The organism is Streptomyces sp. NPDC048353, from assembly GCF_055587165.1.
Genome location: NZ_JBVJGU010000005.1, coordinates 306,719 through 324,830 on the forward strand (window position 1 = coordinate 306,719; position 18,112 = coordinate 324,830).

The 18,112-nt window shown below is 73.0% G+C and carries 18 protein-coding genes; 10 read left to right on the plus strand and 8 right to left on the minus strand.

Annotated elements, in window-relative coordinates; translation table 11 throughout:
* Positions 1-142: 142 nt before the first annotated feature.
* Positions 143-1,147 (plus strand): J domain-containing protein, encoded by a 1,005-nt coding sequence (locus ACZ6RC_RS20040; protein ID WP_469585743.1) that lies wholly within the window; start codon positions 143-145, stop codon positions 1,145-1,147.
* 55 nt (positions 1,148-1,202) lie between these two features.
* Positions 1,203-1,547, plus strand: a complete 345-nt coding sequence (locus ACZ6RC_RS20045; protein WP_391140036.1) for a rhodanese-like domain-containing protein — start codon at positions 1,203-1,205, stop codon at positions 1,545-1,547.
* Between the two features lie 19 nt (positions 1,548-1,566).
* Here the strand turns inward: ACZ6RC_RS20045 and ACZ6RC_RS20050 are convergent, their stop codons facing one another.
* The 6 genes from ACZ6RC_RS20050 to paaA all read right to left on the minus strand — a co-directional run bounded on the left by ACZ6RC_RS20050 (position 1,567) and on the right by paaA (position 6,518).
* Positions 1,567-2,700, minus strand: a complete 1,134-nt coding sequence (locus ACZ6RC_RS20050; protein WP_469584946.1) for an acyl-CoA dehydrogenase family protein — start codon at positions 2,698-2,700, stop codon at positions 1,567-1,569.
* Positions 2,701-2,825: 125 nt separating this feature from the next.
* Entirely contained in the window at positions 2,826-3,914 is a 1,089-nt protein-coding gene (locus ACZ6RC_RS20055) for a 2Fe-2S iron-sulfur cluster-binding protein (RefSeq protein ID WP_469584949.1), read from the minus strand.
* Positions 3,915-4,412 carry a 1,2-phenylacetyl-CoA epoxidase subunit PaaD gene (gene paaD, locus ACZ6RC_RS20060; protein ID WP_469584952.1) on the minus strand — a complete coding sequence of 166 codons (498 nt, stop codon included), beginning with the start codon at positions 4,410-4,412 and terminating at the stop codon, positions 3,915-3,917.
* Positions 4,406-5,128, minus strand: coding sequence for a 1,2-phenylacetyl-CoA epoxidase subunit PaaC (gene paaC / locus ACZ6RC_RS20065; protein WP_469584954.1), 723 nt, complete (start codon positions 5,126-5,128; stop codon positions 4,406-4,408). Before paaC ends, paaD begins: the two co-directional genes overlap by 7 nt.
* Positions 5,125-5,412, minus strand: coding sequence for a 1,2-phenylacetyl-CoA epoxidase subunit PaaB (gene paaB / locus ACZ6RC_RS20070; RefSeq protein WP_365713201.1), 288 nt, complete (start codon positions 5,410-5,412; stop codon positions 5,125-5,127). Before paaB ends, paaC begins: the two co-directional genes overlap by 4 nt.
* Positions 5,409-6,518 (minus strand): 1,2-phenylacetyl-CoA epoxidase subunit PaaA, encoded by a 1,110-nt coding sequence (paaA, locus tag ACZ6RC_RS20075; RefSeq protein ID WP_469584959.1) that lies wholly within the window; start codon positions 6,516-6,518, stop codon positions 5,409-5,411. The genes paaB and paaA overlap by 4 nt, the downstream gene beginning before the upstream one ends.
* Before the next feature lie 112 nt (positions 6,519-6,630).
* Between paaA and ACZ6RC_RS20080 the strand changes: the two genes are divergently transcribed.
* Genes ACZ6RC_RS20080 through ACZ6RC_RS20090 form a run of 3 tightly spaced genes read left to right on the plus strand, consistent with a single transcriptional unit; the run spans position 6,631 to position 9,349 of the window.
* The gene (locus ACZ6RC_RS20080; RefSeq protein ID WP_469584962.1) at positions 6,631-7,359 is read left to right on the plus strand and encodes a DUF5819 family protein; all 729 of its coding nucleotides are present in this window, start codon (positions 6,631-6,633) and stop codon (positions 7,357-7,359) included.
* Complete coding sequence (locus ACZ6RC_RS20085; RefSeq protein WP_469584966.1) at positions 7,356-8,624, plus strand: HTTM domain-containing protein; 1,269 nt, start codon at positions 7,356-7,358, stop codon at positions 8,622-8,624. The genes ACZ6RC_RS20080 and ACZ6RC_RS20085 overlap by 4 nt, the downstream gene beginning before the upstream one ends.
* Positions 8,621-9,349 (plus strand): TrmH family RNA methyltransferase, encoded by a 729-nt coding sequence (locus tag ACZ6RC_RS20090; RefSeq protein WP_469584969.1) that lies wholly within the window; start codon positions 8,621-8,623, stop codon positions 9,347-9,349. The genes ACZ6RC_RS20085 and ACZ6RC_RS20090 overlap by 4 nt, the downstream gene beginning before the upstream one ends.
* Positions 9,350-9,451: 102 nt before the next feature.
* On the opposite strand, the gene paaN is transcribed toward ACZ6RC_RS20090, so the two are convergent.
* A complete protein-coding gene (gene paaN, locus ACZ6RC_RS20095; RefSeq protein WP_469584972.1) occupies positions 9,452-11,146 on the minus strand; it encodes a phenylacetic acid degradation protein PaaN in 1,695 nt (564 codons plus the stop codon).
* Between the two features lie 121 nt (positions 11,147-11,267).
* Between paaN and ACZ6RC_RS20100 the strand changes: the two genes are divergently transcribed.
* The gene (locus tag ACZ6RC_RS20100; RefSeq protein WP_469584975.1) at positions 11,268-12,845 is read left to right on the plus strand and encodes a 3-hydroxyacyl-CoA dehydrogenase; all 1,578 of its coding nucleotides are present in this window, start codon (positions 11,268-11,270) and stop codon (positions 12,843-12,845) included.
* On the plus strand, positions 12,842-13,435 hold the full coding sequence (locus ACZ6RC_RS20105) for a TetR/AcrR family transcriptional regulator (protein WP_391140046.1): 594 nt from the start codon (positions 12,842-12,844) through the stop codon (positions 13,433-13,435). Before ACZ6RC_RS20100 ends, ACZ6RC_RS20105 begins: the two co-directional genes overlap by 4 nt.
* Before the next feature lie 205 nt (positions 13,436-13,640).
* Here ACZ6RC_RS20105 and ACZ6RC_RS20110 read toward each other — a convergent pair whose 3' ends face one another.
* Complete coding sequence (locus ACZ6RC_RS20110; RefSeq protein ID WP_391140047.1) at positions 13,641-14,138, minus strand: Lrp/AsnC family transcriptional regulator; 498 nt, start codon at positions 14,136-14,138, stop codon at positions 13,641-13,643.
* Positions 14,139-14,315: 177 nt separating this feature from the next.
* On the opposite strand from ACZ6RC_RS20110, the gene pdhA reads away from it, so the two are divergent.
* The 3 genes from pdhA to ACZ6RC_RS20125 are packed head-to-tail and all read left to right on the plus strand — an operon-like array spanning position 14,316 to position 17,949.
* Positions 14,316-15,476, plus strand: a complete 1,161-nt coding sequence (gene pdhA, locus ACZ6RC_RS20115; RefSeq protein ID WP_469585745.1) for a pyruvate dehydrogenase (acetyl-transferring) E1 component subunit alpha — start codon at positions 14,316-14,318, stop codon at positions 15,474-15,476.
* Positions 15,476-16,501: an alpha-ketoacid dehydrogenase subunit beta gene (locus ACZ6RC_RS20120; RefSeq protein WP_469584980.1), complete on the plus strand. Its 1,026-nt coding sequence runs from the start codon at positions 15,476-15,478 to the stop codon at positions 16,499-16,501. The genes pdhA and ACZ6RC_RS20120 overlap by 1 nt, the downstream gene beginning before the upstream one ends.
* On the plus strand, positions 16,501-17,949 hold the full coding sequence (locus ACZ6RC_RS20125) for a dihydrolipoamide acetyltransferase family protein (protein ID WP_469584982.1): 1,449 nt from the start codon (positions 16,501-16,503) through the stop codon (positions 17,947-17,949). The genes ACZ6RC_RS20120 and ACZ6RC_RS20125 overlap by 1 nt, the downstream gene beginning before the upstream one ends.
* Positions 17,950-18,112: the final 163 nt, after the last annotated feature.

The window sequence follows — 18,112 nt, forward strand, 5'->3', positions numbered from 1 at the left end:
CGCGGCGGACAGGGCCACGAGGGGCAGGGGGAGGGGTGGGGCGGGGGGAGGGAGGGGGGGAGGGGCCCCCGAAGGACCGTAGGCTGGTGGGGTGACGAGCCGGAGCGAGGACGTGGACGTGGACCGAGACGCGAACCCAGGCATGGACCAGGGCCAGGGCCAGGACCCCACCGCGAGCGAGGCCCAGGGCGCCGACCAGGCTGACGTCGGCGCGGGGCAGGCCGCCCCCACCGCCGACCACACCGGCGCCACCGACCACCCCGCCGACCAGGGCGCCGGCCCAGGGGCAGCCCCGGGCACGGGCCCGGCCGACACGACCGGCGAGCAAGCCGCTCCGAGCGCCGATCACGCCGCCCCGGGCGAAGGCGCCGGGGAGCGGCCCGAGGCGCGGCTGGAGAAGGCTGTGCGGGGGGCCGAGCAGGCGCTGATCGAGTTCGAGATCGCGGTCGAGACGTTCCGGGTCGAGGTGGAGAACTTCTCCCGGCTGCATCACCAGAAGCTCGGCCCGATGTACGCGCGGCTCGACGAGCTGGACGCGCAGATCGCCGAGGCGCGGGCCGCCAGGACCGGGGACGCGGAGGACCTGCGGCGGGCACGGGAGGCGCGGGCGGCCGTCATGCCGATGCCGGGTGTCGACGAGCTGTTCCACGACTGGCTCGACTCCGACGGCATCTCCCCCGAGGCCGCCGCCATGCTGACCGAGCAGCCCGTGCGGCCGCCGAAGCGGGTGCGGCCGAGCGAGGAGGCCCGCAAGCTGTACCGCGAGCTGGCGCGGCAGGCGCACCCCGATCTGGCCCGGGAGGACGGCGAGCGCAAGCGGCGCGAGGAGTTCATCACGCGTGTGAACGCGGCCTACGCCCGCGGCGACGAGGCGATGCTGCGCGAGCTGTCCGCGGAGTGGGCGGCCGGGCCGGCGCCGGCCGAGGAGCGGCTGAGCGAGAGCGAGGAACTGTACGCGCGGCTCGAGTGGCTGTCGCAGCGCAAGGAGCTGCTGAGCGTGGTGGCGCGGGAGCTGGAGGAGAGCGCCATCGGGTCGATGCTGCGGATGGCGTCCGACGATCCGGACCGGCTCCTGGAGGAGATCGCCGAGCAGTTGCTCGGGCAGGTCTCCGAGCGTGAGGCGGAGCTGGCCGGGCTGGTGCAGTAGTTTTCCCGTTGGTTCGGGTTGGTTCGAGCGGTCGATACGAGAGAAGGCACGTCCCATGAATTTCGCCCCGCTGCCCTCGGTGGACGTGGCCTCCGTGCCCGCCGATGCCCTGGTGCTGGACGTCCGTGAGGACGACGAGTGGGCGGCCGGGCATGTCGAGGACGCCCTGCACGTGCCGATGAGTGACTTCGTGGCGCGCTTCGGTGAGGTGACGGAGGCGGTGTCCGAGGGGCGCCGCGCCTATGTGATGTGCCGGGTGGGTGGCCGGTCGGCGCAGGTCACCCAGTATCTGGTGCAGCAGGGCATCGACGCGGTGAACGTCGACGGCGGCATGCTCGCCTGGGATGGTGCCGGGCGTCCGATGGTGACGGAGAACGGCAGCCCGGCCTTCGTCCTCTGACCTGTCGGGTGGGTGCCCCTCAGGTCAAGGGGTGGGCGGCCAGGAGGTCGCCCAGGGCCTCCTCGTGAGCCGCGGCCGGGCCGAGGGACAGTTCCAGCTGCTTGGCCCAGGCGTGGTAGCGGTGCAGGGGGTAGTCGGTGTCGGCGCCGAAGCCGCCGTGGAGGTGCTGGGCGGTCTGCACCACGCGGCGTACGCCTTCGGAGGCCCAGATCTTCGCGACGGCGATGTCGGCTTCCGCCGGGAGCGGGCCGCCGGCCGAGGTGCTGATGCGCCAGGCGGCCTGCCAGAGGGTGACTTCCATGGCGCGCAGGTCGATGTAGCGGTCGGCGGTCTGGACGGCGACGGCCTGGAAGGTGGCCACGGGGTGGCCGAACTGTTCGCGTTTGCCGGTGTAGCGGCTCGTCATGGTGAGGACGGCTTCGCCGAGTCCCAGGGCGAGGGCGCAGGTTCCGGTGGTGAGGACGGCGCGGAGTGATTCCCAGGCGCCGTCGGCGTCGATGACGTCGATGGGGTCGAGGCGGACGGCGTCGAGGTGGAGCTGGGCGAGGAGTTCGCCGCTGGTGGAGTACTGGTCGGCGAGGGTGAGCCCCGGGTGGGTGCGGGGCAGCAGGGCGAGGACCGTCCGTCCCTCGGGGGTGTGGGCGGGGACGGCGATGCGGTCGGCGCCGTGGGCCCAGGGGACGGCGCTCTGGAGACCGTCGAGGATCCAGTGGGTGTCCTCGCGGTGGGCGGTGACGGCCTGCTCGGCGGGTTCGTGGCCGCTGCGGCCGTGGGAGGCGGCGGTGAGGACGAGTTCGCCGCGGCCGACGCGGGGCAGCAGGTCGGCGGCGAGGCGCTGGTCGGCGTAGCGCTCGATGGTCAGGGCGACGGCGCTGGTTTCGAGCAGGGGGACGCGGGCGAGGACGCGGGCGGATTCGCGCAGGACGAGGCAGAGGGCGATGGCGTCCAGGCCGGCGCCGCCGTGGGCCGGGGTGAGGACGAGGTCGAGGAGGTCGGCGGCGGCGAGGCGGGCCCAGAGCTGCCGGTCGAGGTCGTCGGCCACGGCGCCGGGGGTGAGGGCGGGGCTGGGGACGCTGTCGGGTGCGATGTCGGAGAAGGCCGCCCGGGCCGCCTTGGCGGCGGCCTGTTGTTCCTCGGTGAAGGTGAAGTCCACTGCCTTTCCCTTCCGTTGCCTGTCCGGTGTCCGGTCTTGACGGTCCGTCGCCCGTCGCCTGACGGGCCGTCAAGATAGAACAGGTTCTAGGCAATGGGAAGGGGCAGGCGGGCGGTGGGCGGGCGTCAGCGGTCGAAGTCGAGCTCCACGTCCGCGGTGGCGGGGTGGGACTGGCAGGCCAGGACGTATCCGGCTTCGGTCTCCTCGGGCTCGAGGGCGAAGTTGCGGTCCATGCGGACCTCGCCGCCGACGAGGAAGGCGCGGCAGGTGCCGCACACGCCGCCCTTGCAGGCGTACGGGGCGTCGGCGCGGGCCCTGAGCACGGTGTCGAGCAGGCTCTCGCCTTCCTGGACGGGCCAGTTGCCGGAGCGGCCGTGCAGGGTGGCCGTCAGGGTGGCGTGGACGGGGGCGCCGGTGGACGGAGCGGGCGCGGGGGCGGAGCCGTCGTCGACGTGGAAGATCTCCTGGTGGATGCGTGTGCGTGCGACGCCGAGGCCGCGGAGGGCTCCTTCGGCTCCTTGGACGAGGCCGAAGGGGCCGCACAGGAACCAGCCGTCGATCTCGTCGACCGGCAGGAGAGCGGGCAGCAGCCCGGCGAGCCGTTCCTGGTCGAGCCGTCCGGAGGGCAGGCCGGATTGCTGTTCCTCGCGGGAGAGGACGGTGACGAGGTGGAACCGGTCGGGGAAGCGGTCCTTGAGGTCGGCGACCTCGTCGAGGAACATTGTGGAGGAGGCGGTGCGGTCGCTGCGGATGAGGCAGAACCGGGCGTCGGGCTCCTGGGTGAGGAGGGTCGCCGCCATGGAGAGGACCGGGGTGATGCCGCTGCCGCCGACGACGGCCGCGAAGTGGCCGGGGCGGGGGGCGAGGACGAAGCGGCCCATGGGTTCCATGACCTCGACGGTGTCGCCGACGGCCAGTTCCTTGAGGGCGTACGTGGAGAACTCGCCGCCGTCGACCATGCGGATGCCGACGCGCAGCGTGGGGTCTTCGCCGGCGGGTGCGGCGGGGGTGCAGATGGAGTAGGTGCGGCGGATCTCCTCGCCGTTACGCCCGGTGCGGCGCAGGGCGAGGTGCTGGCCGGGCGTGTGGCGGTAGGTCTCGCGCAGCTCGGGCGGGACCGTGAAGGTGACGGCCACCGCGTCGTCCGTGAGCTGCTCGACGTCGCTCACCCGGAGCGGATGGAACTCGGCCCGTCCGGCGGTTGAGGACAGCATCTACAACTCCTTGAAATGGTCGAACGGTTCGCGGCAGGCGGTGCAGCGGCGCAGCGCCTTGCACGCGGTGGAGGAGAAGCGGCTGAGCAGCTCGGTGTCGGTGGAGCCGCAGTGCGGGCAGCGGATCGCGAGGGTGAGGGGGACCGGTCCTCCGGCCGGGCCCTGGGGGCGCGGCGGTGCGATGCCGAACTCGGCGAGCTTGCGGCGGCCTTCGTCGCTGATGTCGTCGGTCGACCAGGCGGGGGCGAGGACGGTGACGACGGAGACGTCGGGGACGCCGTGGGCGTGGAGGGCGTGCTCGATGTCCTGGGACATGGTCTCGATGGCGGGGCAGCCGGTGTAGGTCGGGGTCAGTTCGACCTCGACCCGGTCGGGGCCGAGCACGCGGACGCCGCGCAGGACGCCGAGCTCCTCGAGGGTGAGGACGGGCAGCTCCGGGTCGGGGACGGCGCCGGCGATCCGGGCCAGCTCCTCCTCCAGGGCCGTCATGGTCACCATGTCGCCCCCGGGTGGCTGCGGTGCAGGTGCTGCATCTCGGCGAGCATCCGTCCGAAGGGTTCGGTGTGGAGTCCCTGCCGTCCGGCGCCTGCGGCCCATGCGCCGAGGCGGGGGCCTGTCGGGAGGGTGAGGGTGGCCCGTGCGAAGAGGGTGGTCAGGGAGTCGAGCCAGGCGGCCTCCATGGCCTGGTGGTCGACGTCGAGGCCTTCGACGGGCTGGAAGAGTTCGCCGGTGTAGCGCCACAGGGCGTCGCAGGCGCGCTGCATCCGGTCGTGGCTCTCGGGGGTGCCGTCGCCGAGGCGGAGGGTCCAGTGTTCGGCGTGGTCCTGGTGGTAGGCGACTTCCTTGACGGCCTTGGCCGCGAGGCCGGCCAGGGGGCTGTCGCCGGTGGCCAGCCGAGCGTAGAGGAGCCGCTGGTAGGTGGAGAAGTAGAGCTGGCGGGCGATGGTGTGGGCGAAGTCGCCGTTGGGCTGCTCGACGAGCTGGACGTTGCGGAAGTCCCGCTCTTCGCGGAGGTAGGCGAGTTCGTCCTCGTTGCCGACGAGGGAGAGCAGGATGCGGGCTTGGCCGAGGAGGTCGAGCGCGATGTTGGCGAGGGCGACGTCCTCTTCGAGGACGGGGGCGTTGCCCGCCCATTCGCCGAGTCGCTGGGCGAGGACGAGGGCGTCGTCGCCGAGGGCGAGGGCGGCCGTGGGGGTCAGGGCGGTGTCGCTCACAGGTGCTTCACCCCCTCCGGGATGTCGTAGAACGTCGGGTGGCGGTAGGGCTTGTCGGCCGACGGCTCGAAGAAGGGGTCCTTCTCGTCGGGGGAGGAGGCGGTGATCGCGGTGGAGGGGATCACCCAGATCGACACGCCTTCGTTGCGACGGGTGTAGAGGTCGCGGGCGTTGCGCAGGGCCATTTCGGCGTCGGGCGCGTGCAGGCTTCCCGCGTGGGTGTGGGACAGTCCGCGGCGCGAGCGCACGAACACCTCCCACAGGGGCCATCCGTCGGTGGTCATGCCCGTGCCTCCCCGTCCTGCCGGTCCGCGCGGGTGCCGCGCGCGTCCTGCTCGGTGTGCTGGTGCTGGTCGTCGTGGTCGTGCTCGCCGGGTGCGGCGGCGCGCCGGTCGTGCTTCTCGGCGTAGGCCGCCGCGGCCTGCCGCACCCAGGCGCCGTCCTCGTGGGCCTGGCGGCGGCGGGTGAGCCGCTGTTCGTTGCAGGGGCCGTTGCCCTTGAGGACTTCCCGGAACTCGTCCCAGTCGATCGGGCCGAAGTCGTAGTGCCCGCGCTCCTCGTTCCACCGCAGGTCGGGGTCGGGGAGGGTGAGTCCGAGGGCCTCGGCCTGGGGGACGGCGATGTCGACGAAGCGCTGGCGCAGCTCGTCGTTGGAGTGGCGCTTGATCTTCCAGGCCATGGACTGCGCGGAGTGGGCCGATTCGTCGTCGGGCGGGCCGAACATCATGAGGGAGGGCCACCACCAGCGGTCGACGGCGTCCTGGGCCATGGCGTGCTGGGCCTCGGTGCCCTGGGAGAGGGCGAGGAGCGCTTCGTACCCCTGGCGCTGGTGGAAGGACTCCTCCTTGCAGACCCGGACCATCGCGCGGGCGTACGGGCCGTAGGAGCAGCGGCAGAGGGGGACCTGGTTGGTGATGGCCGCGCCGTCGACCAGCCAGCCGATGGCGCCGACGTCGGCCCAGGTCAGCGTGGGGTAGTTGAAGATCGAGGAGTACTTCTGGCGGCCGGAGTGGAGCTTGTCGAGCAGCTCGTCGCGTCCGGTGCCGAGCGTTTCGGCGGCGCTGTAGAGGTAGAGGCCGTGGCCGGCCTCGTCCTGGACCTTGGCCATGAGGATCGCCTTGCGCCGCAGTGAGGGCGCGCGGGTGATCCAGTTGGCCTCGGGCTGCATGCCGATGATCTCGGAGTGGGCGTGCTGCGCGATCTGGCGGACGAGGGAGGCGCGGTAGGCCTCGGGCATCCAGTCGCGTGGCTCGATGCGCTCGTCGGCGGCGACGGCGGCGTCGAACACCGCCTCATAGGCGGCCTGGGTGGCTTCCTCGGCCGTGTCCTGCCCGGGCCGCGCGCGCTGTGCGCCCGCGGTCACTGCTGTCGCTGCCGTCCCTGCGGTCATCAGATCCCCTACCGACCGATCGTTCGGTTGTGTGACTTCAATGGTGGGTCGGCGGCCCGTATGGTGTCAACCCTGTGGATAACGTGGTGGGGCCGATCGGGATCGGGGCGGGATGGACGCGTACGACGACGAGGGTGTGCGTGAGGGGGACCCGGCCCCCGCGCCCGACCCCCTGCCGGGTGCCGGGATAGCGTCGCTGTCCATGCCGTACCAGGTCGTCGCCGCCGTCGCCCTGGCCATCGTCGGGGTCTTCGCCTGCGTCCACGTCGCCATGGTGTTCCTGCACGTCGCGCCCTCGAACACGCTGACCAAGCAGCACGGGAAGGCGGTCGACGGCTGGGTGTACCCCGAGTTCGAGCAGAACTGGAAGCTCTTCGCCCCCAACCCGCTCCAGCAGAACATCGCCGTGCAGGTGCGGGCCGAGGTCGCGGCCGAGAACGGCCCCCGCCGCACCACCGCCTGGATCGACCTGACCGCGCAGGACGCGGAGCGGATCCGCGGCAGCCTGCTGCCCAGCCACGCCGACCAGAACGAGCTGCGGCGGGCCTGGGACTTCTACCTCAACTCGCACAGCGCCGACCACCAGCCCAACGGGCTGCGCGGCCGGCTCTCCGAGAGCTACATGCGCAGGATCGTGATGCTCCGGCTCGACGGGCGTGATCTCGGCGGCAGCGTGGAGGCGGTACAGCTCCGCTCCTCGACTCGCGCCGTCCCCGCCCCCTTCTGGAGCGGCGAGAAGACGAACACCGATCCGGTGTACCGCGAGGCCCCCTGGTGGAAGGTGAGCGCCGCCGACGTCCCCGGCGCGGCACGGGACGACCGGACGGAGGCCCGCCGGTGAACCGCTCGACGCCCCTGGGGGCCCACGGCCGCGAGGCCCGCGAGCCCCTCGACCGGCGGCTCGCCCGGGCCGTACAGCGCGTCACCGCCTCGCCCCTCGGCCCGTACCAGAGCGCCATCGTCCGCATCGGCTTCTCCCTCACCTGGCTGCTCTTCCTGCTGCGCGAGCTGCCCCACCGCCACGAGCTGTACGGCCCGGACGGCCCCTGGTCCTGGGAGATGGGCCGGCAGCTGATCGCCGAGAACGGCGCCTTCACGGCGCTGATGTGGTCCGACGGCCGTCTCTGGTTCGAGATCGTCTACGGACTCGCCGTCCTCTCCGCCCTGCTCCTGCTGCTGGGCTGGCGCACCCGTGCCGTGTCCGTGGTCTTCATGGCCGGAGTGCTGTCCCTGCAGAATCGCTCCATCTTCGTCGGCGACGGCGGCGACAACGTCGTCCACCTCGCCGCGATCTACCTCGTCCTCACCCGCTGCTCCCAGGTCTGGTCCCTGGACGCGCGCCGGGCCGCCCGGCAGGAGCGCGAGAGGAGGGAGGCGTACGAGTCCGGCCGCGCACCCTCGCCGCGCGGCGACGCCGTCGGACCGCTGCTGTGGACCGTCCTCGGCGCGTTCCTGCTCGTCGCCACCGCCTTCTCCGGCGTGACGGGCGAATGGTGGCTGCTGGTGCTGCTGTGGGCGCTGTGGCTGGCGCAGGCACTGTGGTGGCTGGTGTGCCGCTACGCCCCCGGTGAGCCGCGCACCCTGCTCGACGTGCTGGCCAACCTCGCCCACAACGCCACCCTCGTCGTGATCATGGCCGAGGTGTGCCTGATCTACGCCACGGCCGGCTGGTACAAGATCCAGGGATCGCGCTGGCAGGACGGCACGGCGCTGTACTACCCGCTGCAGCTGGACTACTTCGCGCCCTGGCCCGCCCTCTCCGACCTGCTGGGATCCAGCGGGGCCATGGTGATGGCGCTGACCTACGGCACCGTGTTCGTGCAGGTCGCCTTCCCCTTCGCCCTGTTCAACCGCAAGGTCAAGAACGTCCTGCTGGTCGCGATGATGCTGGAGCACGCGGGCATCGCCGTCCTCCTCGGGCTTCCCGTCTTCTCGCTGGCGATGATCTCCGCGGACGCGGTGTTCCTGCCGACGGCCTTCCTCGTGGGACTCGGCGCGGTCGTGGGGCGCGGGCGCGACCGGCTGCTGTCGCGGCTGCCCGGCCGGGCGGTGCCGAAGCAGCGCCGTACGGACGAGGAAGCCGTCCCCCGTACCCTCGTCGGGTGAGCACCACCGAGATTCCCGGGGCCGGCGGGCCTTCCGAGCCGACCCCGACGCAGGCGCAGGACGCCGGGCCGGCCGACCCGGCGCAGTACGACGACGGCTTCGCGCACGAGGTCGGCGTCGGGCCGCATCCGCTGCCGTGGCCTGAGGGCGAGCGCTACGACCCCGAGCTGCTGGCCGACGGCGACCGGCGCAATGTCGCGGACCGCTACCGGTACTGGACCCGGCAGGCGATCGTCGCCGACCTGGACACCCGGCGGCACGACTTCCACGTGGCCGTCGAGAACTGGGGCCACGACTTCAACATCGGTTCCGTGGTGCGGACCGCGAACGCCTTCCTGGCCAAGGAGATCCACATCGTGGGCCGGCGGCGCTGGAACCGGCGCGGCGCGATGGTCACCGACCGCTACCAGCATGTGCGCCACCACCCGGACACCGAGTCGCTGACCGCGTGGGCCGCGGCCGAGGACCTGCCGATCATCGGGATCGACAACCTGCCGGGCGCCGTGCCGCTGGAGCGGACCGTACTGCCCCGCCGCTGCGTGCTGCTCTTCGGACAGGAGGGGCCGGGCCTCACGGAGGAGGCCCGCGAGCACGCGCGGATGGTGTGCTCGATCGCCCAGTTCGGCTCGACCCGCTCCATCAACGCCGGAGCGGCGGCCGCCATCGCCATGCACGCGTGGGTGCAGCGCTACGCCGAGATCGACGCGACCGCGCCCCTCGCCTGACCCCCCGGCGGCCCGGCCGGGCCGGGCCGCGGAAGCCCGCGAGGACTTCCGCAGCCAGAGGGCCGACGAGGGCCGGTGGCGGCCTGCGCGGGGCGCACGGGGTCAGGCCTGGCGGCGGACCTCCACCACGCGGAAGCGGTTGGAGACGAACGCCCCGTCGCACAGCGCGGCGTTCGCCGCCGGGTTCCCGCCGGAGCCGTGGAAGTCGGAGAACGCGGCCGTCTGGTTGACGTAGACCCCGCCCGTCAGGTTCAGCGACAGTTGGGCGGACTCCTCCAGGCAGACCTCCTCGACCGCCCGCTCGGTCGACGCGTCGGTCGTGTACGCGCCGACCGTCATCGCGCCCTTCTCACGGATCGTGCGCCGCAGCAGCTCCAGCGCGTCGGCGGTCGAGTCCACCGAGACGGCGAACGAGACGGGGCCGAAGCACTCGGAGAAGTACGCCGCCTCCGCGTCCGGCTTGGAGCCGTCCAGCTTTACGATCACGGGCGTGCGCACCACGGCGTCCGGGAAGTCCGGGTGGGCCACCTCGCGGGAGGCGAGCGCCACCTCGCCGAGGCCGGCAGCGGCCTCCAGGCGCGCCTTCACATCGGGGTTGACCAGGGCGCCGAGCAGGGCGTTCGCCCGGGCGTCGTCGCCGAGGAGCCCGCCGACCGCCGCCGAGAGGTCGGCGACGACCTCGTCGTACGACTTGGGGCCGGCGTCGGTCGTGATGCCGTCGCGGGGGATCAGCAGGTTCTGCGGGGTGGTGCACATCTGGCCGCTGTAGAGCGAGAGGGAGAACGCCAGGTTGGACAGCATCCCCTTGTAGTCGTCGGTGGAGTCGACGACGACGGTGTTGACGCCGGCCTTCTCGGTGTAGACCTGCGCCTGGCGGGCGTGGGTCTCCAGCCAGTCGCCGAAGGCGGTGGAGCCGGTGTAGTCGATGATCCGGATCTCGGGGCGGACGGCCAGGGTCTTGGCGATGCCCTCGCCCGGCCGCTCCACGGCCAGCGCGACCAGGTTCGGGTCGAAGCCGGCCTCGGCGAGGACCTCGCGGGCGACGCGGACCGTGAGCGCCAGCGGGAGGACGGCGCGCGGGTGGGGCTTGACCAGGACCGGGTTTCCGGTGGCGAGCGAGGCGAACAGGCCGGGATAGCCGTTCCACGTCGGGAAGGTGTTGCAGCCGATCATCAGGGCGATGCCCCGGGCGACCGGGGTGAACTGCTTGGACAGCTCCAGCGGGTCGCGCTTGCCCTGCGGCTTGGCCCAGTCGGCGCTGCCGGGGGTGCGGGTCTGCTCGGCATAGGCGTACGCCACGGCCTCCAGGCCGCGGTCCTGGGCGTGCGGGCCGCCGGCCTGGAACGCCATCATGAAGGCCTGGCCGCTGGTGTGCATCACCGCGTGCGCGAACTCGTGGGTGCGGGCGGAGATCCGGGCGAGGATCTCCACGCAGACCAGGGCGCGGACCTCGGCCCCGGCGTCGCGCCAGGCGGCCATACCGGCGCGCATGGCGGGCAGCAGGACGTCGATGTCGGCGTGCGGGTACTCGATGTCGAGCGCCGGGCCATACGGCGAGACCTCGCCGCCGGTCCAGCCGTCCGTGCCGGGCTGGTCCAGCTCGAAGCGACGGCCGAGCACGGCCTTGTGCGCGTCGAGGCCGGCGGCGGCGTCCAGCGAACCGTTCTCGCCGTACGCCTTGGGGTGCTCGGGGTGCGGCGACCAGTAGGCACGGGTGCGGATGGTGTCGAGCGCCTGGTCGAGTGTGGACCGGTGCCTCGCGGCCAGGTGGTCGGTGGTCAGCTGAGCGGCGGCCATGGGCGCAACTCCTCGTCGAGCTGGGCAGGGTCAGGCGGACAGAGTTAGAGTAACCGAACGATCGGTCGGGACAAGGGGGTCTGCCGAAGCTGTGGACAACCCATCGGGGAGGATCAGTCGTATGACCGCCAATGTGAGCGAGGCGGTGCCGGACGCCGGCACCGACGCCATCGACCGGAGCCGCGCCGTCGCCGTCGTCGGCACGGGCACCATGGGCCAGGGGATCGCCCAGGTGGCCCTGGTCGCAGGCCATCCCGTACGGCTCTACGACAGCGCCCCCGGCCGCGCGGAGGCGGCCGTGGCCGCCCTCGCGGCCCGGCTGGACCGGCTGGTCGAGAAGGGCCGGATGGACCGGGCGGAACGCGACGGCGCGGTGGCCCGGCTGCACGCCGCCGCCGATCCGGCCGAGCTGGCCGACGCCGCGCTCGTCGTCGAGGCAGTCGTCGAGCTGCTCCCGGTCAAGCAGCAGCTCTTCGCCGACCTCGAGAAGATCGTCGGCGACGACACCCTGCTGGCCACCAACACCTCCTCCCTCTCCGTCACCGCCATCGCGGGCGGGCTGCGCCTGTCCGGCCGGTTCGTCGGATTGCACTTCTTCAACCCGGCGCCGCTGCTGCCCCTGGTCGAGGTCGTCAGCGGCTTCGCCACCGAACCGTCCGCCGCCACGCGCGCGTACGCGACGATGCGGAGCTGGGGCAAGACGCCGGTGCGCTGCGCCGACACCCCCGGCTTCATCGTCAACCGCATAGCCCGGCCCTTCTACGCGGAGGCGCTGCGGGTGTACGAGGAGGGCGTGGCCGATCCGGCCACCATCGACGCGGCGCTGCGCGAGTGCGGCGGGTTCCGGATGGGGCCGTTCGAGCTGACCGACCTCATCGGCCAGGACGTCAACGAGGCCGTCACCCGCTCCGTCTGGGAGTCCTTCTACCAGGACCCCAAGTTCACCCCGTCCCTGGCCCAGCGCCGACTGGTCGAGTCGGCGCGGCTCGGGCGCAAGTCCGGCCAGGGCTGGTTCCCGTACGGGGAGGGCGCGGCCGCCCCGGTGCCGCACACCGCGCCGCCCGCCGGCCCGCCCGCCTCGGTGGTCGTGCAGGGCGAGCTGTACCAGGCCGAGCCGCTGGTCCGGCTGCTGCGGGAGACGGCGGCCGTCGCCGTCGACTTCCGGCAGGACGCGGTCGAGGGCTATCCGGGCTGGATCGAGCTGCCGAGCGGGACCCGGCTCTTCCTCGCCGACGGCACGGCCGCCGACGACGCCGCGATGCCCGTCATCCACTTCGACCTCGCGCTCGACTACGCCACCTGCGAGCGGATCGTCCTCGCGCCCGCCTCGACCGTGGACGAGCCGTCCCTCCGGGATGCGGTCGGCCTCTTCCAGGCCCTCGGCAAGAAGGTCAGCGTCATCCGGGACGTGCCGGGCATGATCGTCGCCCGTACGGTCGCCATGCTCGCCGACTTCGCCCTGGACGCCGCCACGCGCGCGGTGGCGGACGCCGACGACATCGACACGGCGATGCGACTGGGCGTGAACTACCCGCGCGGGCCGCTCGCCTGGGGCGCGGAGCTGGGCGCGGACTGGGTCCTGGAGACCCTGTCCAACCTCCACGAGGAGTACCCGAGCGGCCGCTACGCCCCTTCCCAGGCGCTCCGGCGCCGGGTCGCCGCCGAGAACGCCGCGGCGGACGGGGAGGGAGCGGAGTGACCACCGCGAAGCGCGACACGTACACCCCGGAGACGCTGCTCTCCGTCGCCGTCCGGATCTTCAACGAGCGCGGTTACGACGGCACCTCCATGGAGCACCTGTCCAAGGCCGCCGGGATCTCCAAGTCCTCGATCTACCACCACGTCGCCGGCAAGGAGGAGCTGCTGCGACGGGCGGTCAGCCGGGCGCTCGACGGGCTCTTCGCCATCCTCGACGAGCCGGGGGCGAACCGCGGCCGGGCCATCGAGCGGGTCGAGTACGTCACCCGCCGCACCGTCGAGGTGCTGATGGCGGAGCTGCCCTACGTCACGCTGCTGCTGCGGGTCCGCGGCAACACCCGGACCGAGCGGTGGGCCCTGGAACGGCGGCGCGAGTTCGACCAGAGAGTGGCCGACCTGCTCAAGGCGGCCGCCGCCGACGGGGACCTGCGGGCCGATGTGGACATCCGGCTCGCCACCCGGCTGCTCTTCGGCATGATCAACTCGCTGGTGGAGTGGTACCGGCCGCATCCGGGCGGCGAGGCCGACCGCGACCAACTGGTGGACACCGTCGTCCACCTCGCCTTCGACGGGCTGCGGACGGCGCGCTGAGGCGTCGGGGGACGGGCGCGGCGCGTCGGGGGACGGGCGCGGCGCGTCGGGGGACGGGCCCGCCCGGCCCCCCGCCGGGTATGCGGAGCCTGCCGGGCAGTGCACCGGGCGAGCCGGGCGGGACACCGGGTGAGCCGGGCAGGACGCCGGGCAAACCCGCCCGGTCGGCGCAACCGTCCGCCCTCGCCCGGTCGGCGTATCCCGTTCACCCGGTGTGGTCGGGGTCCAGGTCCGTCTCCTCGAAGACCAGAAGCGTGCGCGTCGACAGCACCTCGGGAATGGACTGGATCTTGGTGAGGACCAGCTCGCGCAGGGTCCTGTTGTCCGGCGTGTGCACGAGCAGCAGCACGTCGAAGTCTCCGCTGACCAGAGCGATGTGGGCCGCCCCCGGCAGCGCCTGGAGCTGTTCGCGGACCGTGCGCCAGGAGTTCTGGACGATCTTGAGCGTGATGTAGGCGGAGGCGCCGTGGCCCGCCCGCTCGTGGTTCAGCCGGGCGCTGAAGCCCCGGATCACCCCGTCGTCGATCAGCCGGTTGATCCGGGCGTAGGCGTTGGCGCGGGAGACATGGACCCGCTCGGCCACGGAGCGTATCGACGCGCGGCCGTCCGTCTGGAGGATGCGAAGGATGGACCGGTCGATCGAGTCCAGCGGCCGCGCCGCCGGGCCCCGCTCTCCTTCGTAGGCCATTTGTTCATCCGCCATGTCCCCCCGCCTCTCTCCCATGGACGACATGTCTCTATCCCAGGCTGTGGAGAACCGATTGTCCACAGGCTGAGGGTGCCTGTAGCCAAAATGCCTCCACGACCGAACAATCGGTAGGTGAGGCGCGCCACATTCGCGCCACCCGCCTTCGGGTCTTATGCCCGCTCCCACGAGGAGGTGGACTCGTTGCAACAGCGCAGTTCGACGGTCCAAGCGCCACCCGCTGCCGCCCCTGTCTACCGGCCGACCCCGCCTCCGGCGTGGAAGCCGCGCACCGACCCCGCCCCCCTGCTGCCCGACGCCGAGCCGTTCCGGGTCATCGGCACGGACGCCATGGCCGGCGCCGACCCCGAGCTGCTGCGCCGGCTGTACGCGGAGCTGGTGCGCGGACGGCGGTACAACGCCCAGGCCACCGCCCTCACCAAGCAGGGCCGGCTCGCCGTCTACCCCTCGACCACCGGTCAGGAGGCCTGCGAGGTGGCCGCCGCCCTGGCGCTCGAGGACCGCGACTGGCTCTTCCCGTCGTACCGCGACACCCTGGCGGCCGTCGCCCGCGGCCTCGACCCGGTGCAGGCGCTGACGCTGCTGCGCGGCGACTGGCACACCGGGTACGACCCGCGGGAGTACCGGATCGCCCCGCTGTCCACCCCGCTCGCCACCCAGCTGCCGCACGCGGTCGGCCTGGCGCACGCGGCCCGCCTCAAGGGCGACGACGTCGTCGCGCTCGCCATGGTCGGCGACGGCGGCACCAGCGAGGGCGACTTCCACGAGGCGCTGAACTTCGCGGCCGTCTGGCAGGCCCCCGTGGTCTTCCTGGTGCAGAACAACGGCTTCGCGATCTCCGTGCCGCTCGCCAAGCAGACCGCCGCGCCGTCCCTCGCGCACAAGGCCGTGGGCTACGGCATGCCCGGCCGGCTGGTCGACGGCAACGACGCCGTCGCCGTCCACCAGGTGCTGACCGAGGCCGTGGCCCGGGCCCGGCGGGGTGGCGGACCGACGCTGGTCGAGGCCGTGACGTACCGCATCGACGCCCACACCAACGCCGACGACGCCACCCGCTACCGCGGCGACGCCGAGGTCGAGGCCTGGCGGGCGCACGACCCGATCCGGATCCTGGAGCAGGAGCTGACGGAGCGCGGACTGCTCGACGAGGACGGCAAGCGGACGGCGGCCGAGGCCGCCGAGACGATGGCCGCCACCCTGCGCGAGCGGATGAACGCCGACCCGGTGCTGGACCCGATGGACCTGTTCGCGCACGTCTACGCCGAGCAGACGACGCAACTGCGCGAGCAGGCGGCCCAGCTGCGCGCCGAACTCGACGCCGAGAGCGAGGCGTGATGACCACCGCGCAGAAGACGGCGGGCAGGGCCGCGGCCAAGCCCGCCACCATGGCGCAGGCCCTCCAGCGGGCCATGCGCGACGCGATGGCCGAGGACCCGACGGTGCACGTCCTCGGAGAGGACGTCGGCGCCCTCGGCGGTGTCTTCCGGGTCACGGACGGGCTCGCCAAAGAGTTCGGCGAGGACCGCTGCACGGACACCCCGCTGGCCGAGGCGGGCATCCTCGGCACGGCCGTCGGCATGGCGATGTACGGGCTGCGGCCGGTCGTCGAGATGCAGTTCGACGCTTTCGCCTACCCGGCGTTCGAGCAGCTGATCAGCCACGTCTCCCGGATGCGGAACCGCACGCGCGGGGCGCTGCCGATGCCGCTGGTGGTCCGGGTGCCGTACGGCGGCGGAATCGGCGGCGTGGAGCACCACAGCGACTCCTCCGAGGCGTACTACATGGCGACTCCGGGGCTCCATGTCGTCACGCCGGCCACGGTCGAGGACGCGTACGGCATGCTGCGGGCGGCCATCGCCTCCGACGACCCGGTGGTCTTCCTGGAGCCGAAGCGGCTCTACTGGTCGAAGTCCGACTGGTCGCCCGAGGCGCCGAAGGCGGTGGAGCCGATCGGCAAGGCGGTGGTGCGGCGCAGCGGCCGCAGCGCCACGCTGATCACGTACGGGCCTTCCGTGCCGGTCTGCCTGGAGGCGGCGGAGGCCGCGCGGGCGGAGGGCTGGGACCTGGAGGTGGTGGACCTGCGTTCGCTGGTGCCCTTCGACGACGAGACGGTCTGCGCGTCGGTGCGGCGCACCGGCCGGGCGGTCGTCGTGCACGAGTCGACCGGGTTCGGCGGTCCCGGCGGGGAGATCGCGGCGCGGGTGACCGAGCGCTGCTTCCACCACCTGGAGGCACCGGTGCTGCGCGTCGCCGGTTTCGACATCCCGTATCCGCCGCCGATGCTGGAGCGGCACCACCTGCCGGGCGTGGACCGGGTCCTGGACGCGGTGGCGCGGCTGCAGTGGGAGGCGGGGAGCTGATGGCCCAGGTGCTCGAATTCAAGCTGCCGGACCTCGGTGAAGGGCTGACCGAGGCGGAGATCGTGCGCTGGCTGGTGAACGTCGGCGACGTCGTCGCCATCGACCAGCCGGTCGTCGAGGTCGAGACCGCGAAGGCGATGGTGGAGGTGCCCTGTCCCTACGGGGGCGTGGTGACGGCCCGGTTCGGCGAGGAGGGCACCGAACTGCCCGTCGGGGCGCCGCTGCTGACCGTCGCGGTCGGCGGCACGGAGACGGGAACGGCCGGCGGGCCGCCCGGCGCGGACGCCGGAGCCGGTACGGGTACGGGTACGGGCGCCGGGGCTTCCGGCGCGAACGGGTCGGCGGGGGCGAACGGTTCCGGCGGCGCGGCCGCCGACGCCGAGTCCTCGGAGTACTCCGGCAATGTGCTCGTCGGGTACGGCACGGCCGGCCCGGCGGCCCGGCGGCGCAGGGTCCGCCAGTCGAGTCCTGCGGTGGCGAGCCCGGCGGCCGCGGCACCGGTCGCACCGGCTGCCGTCGTCACCGTCGCCCCCGCGGCGGGAGTGCCCGGGCAGCAGGAAGGGCCCGTGCCCGTCATCTCGCCGCTCGTGCGCAAGCTGGCCCGGGAGAAGGGCCTCGACCTGCGGGAGGTGCGCGGTTCGGGCCCGGAAGGGCTCATCCTGCGCGCCGACGTGGAGCAGGCCCTGGCCACCGCGGCGGCACCGGTGAAGGCGCAGGCCCCGGTGGCCGCCCCGACCGCCCTGTCCGCCGCCGTGGCGACGGCGGAGCGGATCCCGCTGCGCGGGGTACGGGGTGCCGTGGCCGACAAGCTCAGCCGCAGCCGGACCGAGATCCCGGACGCGACCTGCTGGGTCGACGCCGACGCGACCGAGCTGCTGGCCGCCCGGGCCGCGATGAACGCGGCGGGCGGTCCGAAGATCTCCCTGCTCGCCCTGCTCGCCCGGATCTGCACGCACGCGCTCGGCCGTTTCCCGGAGCTCAACTCCACGGTGGACACCGCGGCCCGGGAGATCGTCCGGCTGCCGTCCGTGCACCTCGGGTTCGCGGCCCAGACCGAACGCGGCCTGGTCGTCCCGGTCGTACGGGACGCCGGTGCCCGCACGGCGGAGTCCCTGACGGCGGAGTTCGCGAGGCTGACGGAGGCGGCCAGGCAGGGGACGCTGACGCCGGCGGACCTGACCGGCGGGACGTTCACGCTGAACAACTACGGGGTGTTCGGGGTCGACGGTTCCACGCCGATCATCAACCACCCCGAGGCGGCGATGCTCGGCGTGGGCCGGATCATCCCCAAGCCCTGGGTCCACCAGGGTGAACTCGCCGTACGGAAGGTCGTCCAGCTGTCGTTCACGTTCGACCACCGGGTCTGCGACGGCGGCACGGCGGGCGGCTTCCTCCGCTACGTCGCGGACTGCGTGGAGCAGCCCGCGGTGCTGCTCCGCACCGTCTGACCCGCCGCCCACGAGGCGGGCCGCGCCCTGCCGGCCCGCCCCCGGGGCCGCGGCGCGCGGCGGAGCTCTCCGTCTCGGAGGGTGGCGCGTACGGCCCCTCGGGCGCCCGGGTGATGTCTCCGTCCGTGAGATGGAGCCGATCTTTCGGGCGCATCCCGGCGGC

Excerpts from the sequence above, each read along its gene's own strand:
- ACZ6RC_RS20055 (WP_469584949.1), bottom strand. The coding sequence starts at position 3,914 with ATGCTGTCCTCAACCGCCGGACGGGCCGAGTTCCATCCGCTCCGGGTG.
- ACZ6RC_RS20100 (WP_469584975.1), top strand. The coding sequence starts at position 11,268 with ATGACCGCCAATGTGAGCGAGGCGGTGCCGGACGCCGGCACCGACGCC.
- ACZ6RC_RS20110 (WP_391140047.1), bottom strand. The coding sequence starts at position 14,138 with ATGGCGGATGAACAAATGGCCTACGAAGGAGAGCGGGGCCCGGCGGCG.
- paaB (WP_365713201.1), bottom strand. The coding sequence starts at position 5,412 with ATGACCACCGACGGATGGCCCCTGTGGGAGGTGTTCGTGCGCTCGCGC.
- ACZ6RC_RS20080 (WP_469584962.1), top strand. The coding sequence starts at position 6,631 with ATGGACGCGTACGACGACGAGGGTGTGCGTGAGGGGGACCCGGCCCCC.
- paaA (WP_469584959.1), bottom strand. The coding sequence starts at position 6,518 with ATGACCGCAGGGACGGCAGCGACAGCAGTGACCGCGGGCGCACAGCGC.
- paaD (WP_469584952.1), bottom strand. The coding sequence starts at position 4,412 with ATGGTGACCATGACGGCCCTGGAGGAGGAGCTGGCCCGGATCGCCGGC.
- ACZ6RC_RS20120 (WP_469584980.1), top strand. The coding sequence starts at position 15,476 with ATGACCACCGCGCAGAAGACGGCGGGCAGGGCCGCGGCCAAGCCCGCC.
- paaN (WP_469584972.1), bottom strand. The coding sequence starts at position 11,146 with ATGGCCGCCGCTCAGCTGACCACCGACCACCTGGCCGCGAGGCACCGG.
- ACZ6RC_RS20045 (WP_391140036.1), top strand. The coding sequence starts at position 1,203 with ATGAATTTCGCCCCGCTGCCCTCGGTGGACGTGGCCTCCGTGCCCGCC.
- ACZ6RC_RS20125 (WP_469584982.1), top strand. The coding sequence starts at position 16,501 with ATGGCCCAGGTGCTCGAATTCAAGCTGCCGGACCTCGGTGAAGGGCTG.
- ACZ6RC_RS20040 (WP_469585743.1), top strand. The coding sequence starts at position 143 with ATGGACCAGGGCCAGGGCCAGGACCCCACCGCGAGCGAGGCCCAGGGC.